Source organism: Pseudonocardia nigra, assembly GCF_019396355.1.
Lineage (GTDB): Bacteria > Actinomycetota > Actinomycetes > Mycobacteriales > Pseudonocardiaceae > Pseudonocardia > Pseudonocardia nigra.
The window spans coordinates 21,907-27,906 of the sequence record NZ_JAHKRK010000086.1; the positions used below are offsets into that span (position 1 = coordinate 21,907).

The following is a 6,000-nucleotide window of genomic DNA, read 5'->3' on the forward strand; positions in this document are numbered from 1 at the left end:
CGTCGGCGCCGCCGCGACCGAGGGTAGCGGGGGCGCGCCTCCGGATCGCCGGGTTTTCGCCTGTGATGCTGGCGTTGCCGTCGACGTGAAGGTCTAGCGTCGCTGACGTGCGGATCGGCGAGCTGGGGCGGCGCGCCGGGGTGAGCGCCCGGACGTTGCGGCACTACGAGGAGCTGGGGCTGCTGCGCGCGCGGCGGAGGGCCAACGGCTACCGCGACTACGACGAGGCCGACCTGCGGGTGGTCGCCGAGATCCGGTCGCTGGTCGGGCTCGGGTTCGCGCTCGAGGAGACCCGTCCCTTCGTCGAGTGCCTCCGTGCGGGCCATCCGACGGGGACGAGCTGCCCCGACTCCCGAGCGGTGCAACGGCAGAAGCTCGCCGAGGTGGATGCCTGGCTCGCGCGGCTGCACGCCGTGCGCGACGAGCTCGCGGCGCAGCTCGAGGCCCCGCCGGAGCCGCGCTGCGCGGTCGCGTCCGCGCTCACCGATTCGCCGACTCGCGCGCACTGATCGCCCGACTCGCCCACCAGTTCGTGCCGACTCGCGCACCGATTCGTGCCGACTCGCGGACGGGGCGTGCCGACCACGAGGAGTTTACATGATCGTCACCGTCACCGACGCCACGTTCGACGAGCTGGTGCTGCGCGCCGAGCTGCCCGTGCTGCTCGACTTCACCGCGGACTGGTGCCCGCCCTGCAAGATGATCGTCCCGGTGCTGCGGGAGCTCGCCGCCGAACAGGAGGGGCGGCTGGTCGTGGCCCAGCTCGACGTCGACGCGAACCCGGAGACGGCCAGGGCCGCCGGCGTGCTGGGGATGCCGACGCTCACCCTCTACGTCGGCGGGCGGGTCGCCACGCAGATCACCGGCGCGCGACCGAAGGCCGCCCTGCTGCGCGCGATCAGCGGCCATCTTCCGGTGTCCGCAGCCTGATGCGGAACTCCGTCGCGCCCGCCGGGGCGGAGTGGCTAGCCTGCCGCCCCGTGCCCGACGTGGACGTTCCCGAGGTGGTTCGGGCGAAAGCCGTGCAGGCGGGCGCAGCCGGTTGGCTGGCCGGGCTGCCCGAGCTGGTCGTCGGTCTGGAGCGCGACTGGGGGATCACGTCGGCCGGCCATACGAGGGCGCGACCGAGGCGTACGTGGCCGAGGCGATGCGGGCCGACGGCGCGCCCGCCGTGCTGAAGCTGCTCGTCCCGCGCCCCGGGCAGGCCGCGGACGAGATCACCGTGCTGCGGCTCGCGGGCGGTTCGGGATGCGTGCGCCTCGTCGAGTCCGACCCCGGCCGCAGCGCGCTGCTGCTGGACCGGCTCGGCCCGTCGCTGTACGAGCTCGACGTGCCGATCGACCGGCGGTTGGAGATCATGTGCACGCTCGCGGCCCGGCTGTGGCGTCCTGCACCGGACGCGGGCCTGCGCACCGGCGCGGAGAAGGGTCGCTGGCTCGCCGACCACGTCGTGACCGCGTGGACGGATCTCGACCGGCCGTGCTCGCGCGCGGCGGTCGACCACGCGCTGCGGTGCGCCGACCGACGGATCGCAGCGCACTCCCCGGACCGCGCGGTGCTCGTGCACGGTGACGTACATCAGTGGAACACGCTGCGGGTCCCCGGTGGTGGGTTCGCGCTCGTCGATCCGGACGGGCTGCTGGCCGAGCCGGAGTACGACCTGGGCGTGCTCATGCGCGAGGACCCGGTCGAGCTGATGGCCGACGACCCCCGCGAGCGCGCCCGCCTGCTCGCCACCCGGACCGGGTGCGACCCGGTGGCGATCTGGGAGTGGGGAGTGGTCGAGCGGGTCTCCACCGGGCTGATCGCGGCCGCCATCGGTCTGCAGGCCGTCGGGTCCGAGATGCTCGCTGCGGCCGACGCCATCGCCTCCGCGTTCGTGTGACGCCCGACGGGGTGCTTGAACCGATCATCGAACCTATGTTCGACTTCCGGGGTGGGCTGGAACAACCCGGACGTCCCGTGGAGCGAGCTGGAAGCGGCGCTGTCGGGCCGCACCCGCGACGTGCTCAACCTCGCGGGCCCGCCGGACGGCGGCGACGGCCCGGCCTGGTCGCGCAAGCGCGAGCCGTACACGCCGCCGCAGCTGCCGCCCGCCGGGCCCCGCGTCCCGTACGCCGAGCTGCACTGCCACTCCAACTTCAGCTTCCTCGACGGGGCGAGCCACCCCGAGGAGCTGGTGGAGGAGGCCGCGCGGCTGGGCCTGGACGCGATCGCGCTCACCGACCACGACGGCATGTACGGGGTGGTCCGGTTCGCCGAGGCCGCCGCCGAGCTGGGCGTGCGCACCGTCTTCGGGTCCGAGCTGTCCCTCGGCCTCACCGCCCCGCAGAACGGCGTGGCCGACCCGGAGGGCAGCCACCTGCTGCTGCTCGCCGGCGATCCCGACGGCTACCGCGCGCTGTGCCGCACGATCAGCACCGCCCAGCTGCGCGGGGCGGAGAAGGGCCGCCCGGTCTACGACCTCGACGAGGTCGTGGCCGACACCGCGGGGCAGGTCGTGGTGCTCACCGGGTGCCGCAAGGGCGCGGTGCAGCAGGCGCTGCGGGCGGGCGGGCGCGACGCGGCCGGCAAGGAGCTGCGCCGGCTCGTCGAGCGGTTCGGGGCCGACCACGTCGCCGTCGAGCTCACCCACGGCGGGCTGCCCACCGACACCGAGCGCAACGACGTGCTCGCCGAGCTCGCCCGCGACGCCGGGCTGCCCACGGTCGCCACCACCGCGGCGCACTACGCCACGCCGGCGCGGTTCCCGCTGGCCACGGCGCTGGCCGCGGTGCGGGCCCGGCGCAGCCTCGACGACGCCGACGGCTGGCTCCCACCCGCGGGCACCGCCCACCTGCGCTCCGGCGCGGAGATGGCCGCCCGGTTCGACGCCCGCTACCCGGGCGCGGTCGCGCGGGCGGCGGAGATCGGCGCGGCGTGCGCGTTCCCGATCGACCTCGTGGCGCCGGACCTGCCGCCGTTCGACGTCCCACCGAAGCACGACGAGGCGAGCTGGCTGTGGGAGCTGATCCGGCGCGGGGTGGCCACCCGCTACGGCAGCCACGCCGAGTACCCCGAGGCCGTCGAGACCGTGCAGCGCGAGTTCGAGATCGTCAAGCAGAAGAACTTCCCCGGCTACTTCCTGATCGTCCACGACATCGTCGCGTTCTGCCGCCGCTCCGACATCCTCTGCCAGGGCCGGGGCTCGGCCGCCAACTCGGCCGTCTGCTACGCGCTGGGGATCACCAACGTCGACGCGGTGGCGATGGGACTGCTGTTCGAGCGGTTCCTCTCCCCGGCCCGGGAGGGCTACCCGGACATCGACCTCGACATCGAGTCCGGCCGCCGCGAGGAGGTGATCCAGTACGTCTACGCCACGTACGGGCGCGGGTGCGCGGCCCAGGTCGCCAACGTGATCACCTACCGGCCGCGGTCGGCGGTGCGGGACATGGCGAAGGCGCTGGGGTTCTCCCCGGGGCAGCAGGACGCCTGGAGCAAGCAGATCGAGCGCTGGGCCGGGCCGGTGGGCCACGTCGCCACCGCGCCCGCCGGGATGCCCGACCAGGTCGTCGATCTGGCCAACGAGCTGCTCGGCTTCCCGCGCCACCTCGGCATCCACTCCGGCGGCATGGTCATCTGCGACCGCCCGGTGTCGGAGGTGGTGCCCGTCGAGTGGGCGCGGATGGAGGGGCGCACGGTCGTCCAGTGGGACAAGGACGACTGCGCGTACGCCGGGCTCGTCAAGTTCGACCTGCTCGGGCTCGGCATGCTCACCGCGCTGCACCTGATGATCGACCTGGTCGAGGAGCACCACGACCGGAAGGTCCGGCTGCACGAGCTGCAGCCCACCGATCCCGCCGTCTACGCGATGCTGGCGCGCGCCGACTCGGTCGGGGTGTTCCAGGTGGAGTCGCGGGCGCAGATGGCCACGTTGCCCCGGCTGAGACCGCGGGAGTTCTACGACCTCGTGGTCGAGGTGGCGCTGATCCGGCCCGGCCCGATCCAGGGCGGTTCGGTGCACCCCTACATCCGCAGGCGCAACGGCCTCGAGAAGTGGGAGCACGACCACGAGCTGCTCAAGGGCGCGCTGGACAAGACGCTCGGCGTGCCGCTGTTCCAGGAGCAGCTCATGCAGATCGCCGTGGACGTCGCGGGCTTCTCCGCCGCCGACGCTGACGAGCTGCGCCGCGCCATGGGCTCCAAGCGGTCGGAGGAGAAGATGGAGCGGCTTCGGGAGCGGTTCTTCGCCGGTATGGCCGCGAACGGGATCACCGGCGACGTCGCCGACGGGATCTTCACGAAGATGCTGGCGTTCGCGAACTTCGGGTTCCCGGAGAGCCACTCGATCAGCTTCGCTTCTCTGGTCTACTACAGCGCCTGGTTCAAACACCACTACCCGGCCGCGTTCTGCGCCGCGCTGCTCAACGCCCAGCCGATGGGCTTCTACTCGCCGCAGTCGCTGGTGGCCGACGCGCGCCGGCACGGGGTGATCGCCCGCGGCCCGGACGTCAACCGGGGCCGGGCCGAGGCGGTGCTGCAGCCGGACGGGCGCAGCACCGGCGGCCAGGCCATCCGGCTGGGGCTCGCGGAGGTGCGGGGGATCGGCCAGGAGCTCGCCGAGCGGATCGACGCCGAACGCGAGCGCGGTGGGCCCTACCGCGACCTCGCCGACCTCGCCCGCCGCGTGCGGCTCACCGTCCCGCAGGCCGAGGCGCTGGCGACGGCGGGCGCGTTCGGCTGCTTCGGGATCGACCGCCGCTCGGCGCTGTGGGCTGCGGGCGTGGTGGCCGCGGTGCGCCCCGAGCAGCTGCCGGGCACGGCCGTCGGGCTGGACGCGCCCGCGCTGCCCGGGCTCACCGACGTCGAGCTCACCGCCGCAGACGTCTGGGCCACGGGCGTCTCCCCGGACGGCCACCCCATGCAGCACCTGCGCGAGAAGCTCGACGCACTCGGCGCCGTCCGGATCGACCGGCTCGACGCCGTCGGGCGCCACCTCGCCCCCGGCGACCCGGAACAGGTCCCGCCGCGGGTGCTGGTCGGCGGGCTCGTCACCCACCGGCAGCGCCCGGCCACCGCGCGCGGCGTCACGTTCCTCAACCTCGAGGACGAGAGCGGGATGCTGAACGTCACCTGCTCGGAGGGGCTGTGGGCGCGCTACCGGACGGTGGCGATCAGCAGCGCCGCGCTGCTGGTGCGGGGCCGGCTGGAGCGCAGCCCGGAGGGGGTGCTCAACCTGGTGGCCGACCGCCTGCAGCGACTGCCCCTGACGGTGGAGGTGAAGTCCCGCGACTTCCGCTGAGCGCTCCGCACTACCCTGCTGCGGTGCACGACGAGGGGGAGTTCAGCGATCTCGATCTGTCCGAGGTACGGCTCGACGGAACGCCGTGGCGGCAGCGGCGTTTCGTGCGCTGCCGGTTCGTCGAGGCGGACCTGCGCGGCCTCGTCACCGAGTCGTGCTCGTTCGACGAGTGCGACTTCACCGGCGCCGACCTCGGTGACTCGACGCACCGCGGCAGCGCGTTCCGCACGTGCACGATTGTGCGGGCCACGCTGGGCGGCTCGACGTTCCGCGGGTGCTCCCTGCTCGGCACCAGCCTGATCGACTGCCGGCTGCGCCCGATCACCGTCACCGACTGCGATCTCACGCTGGCCGCGCTGGGCGGGGCGGATCTGCGGGACACGGACCTGTCCGGGCTGCGGATGCGCGAGGCCAACCTCGTGGAGACCGACCTGCGCGGGTGCGACCTGCACGGCGCCGACCTGAGTGGTGCGCGGCTGCTGCGCACGCGGCTGGAGGGCGCCGACCTGCGCGGCGCGCGCCTGGGCCCGGACGGGTACGTCCAGGCCCGGCTGACCGGCGCCACCGTCGACGTCGAGCAGGCCATCGCCTTCGCCGCCGCCCACGGCCTGCGCGTCTCCTGATCCGGGCGACTCGCGCGACGAGAACGGGCGACTCGCGTGTACGAACCGGGCGACTCGCGGGCGGAAAACGGGCGACTCGCGGAAATCCCGCGAGTC

At 73.9% G+C, this 6,000-nt stretch carries 5 protein-coding genes; all 5 read left to right on the top strand.

Going from position 1 to position 6,000, the window contains the following annotated elements:
* The first annotated feature begins 107 nt into the window (after positions 1-107).
* The gene (locus KME75_RS21020) at positions 108-509 is read left to right on the top strand and encodes a MerR family transcriptional regulator (RefSeq protein WP_219416579.1); all 402 of its coding nucleotides are present in this window, start codon (positions 108-110) and stop codon (positions 507-509) included.
* Positions 510-597: 88 nt separating this feature from the next.
* Positions 598-930, top strand: coding sequence for a thioredoxin family protein (locus KME75_RS21025; protein ID WP_219416580.1), 333 nt, complete (start codon positions 598-600; stop codon positions 928-930).
* A 205-nt stretch (positions 931-1,135) separates the two neighbouring features.
* A complete protein-coding gene (locus tag KME75_RS21030) occupies positions 1,136-1,885 on the top strand; it encodes an aminoglycoside phosphotransferase family protein (RefSeq protein ID WP_219416581.1) in 750 nt (249 codons plus the stop codon).
* 51 nt (positions 1,886-1,936) lie between these two features.
* Entirely contained in the window at positions 1,937-5,281 is a 3,345-nt protein-coding gene (locus KME75_RS21035) for an error-prone DNA polymerase (RefSeq protein WP_219416582.1), read from the top strand.
* Positions 5,282-5,304: 23 nt separating this feature from the next.
* Positions 5,305-5,904 carry a pentapeptide repeat-containing protein gene (locus KME75_RS21040; protein WP_308282945.1) on the top strand — a complete coding sequence of 200 codons (600 nt, stop codon included), beginning with the start codon at positions 5,305-5,307 and terminating at the stop codon, positions 5,902-5,904.
* Positions 5,905-6,000 lie beyond the last annotated feature (96 nt).

Bases quoted from the DNA above. Each gene is read 5' to 3' on its own strand.
- KME75_RS21025 (WP_219416580.1), top strand. From the start codon at position 598: ATGATCGTCACCGTCACCGACGCCACGTTCGACGAGCTGGTGCTGCGC.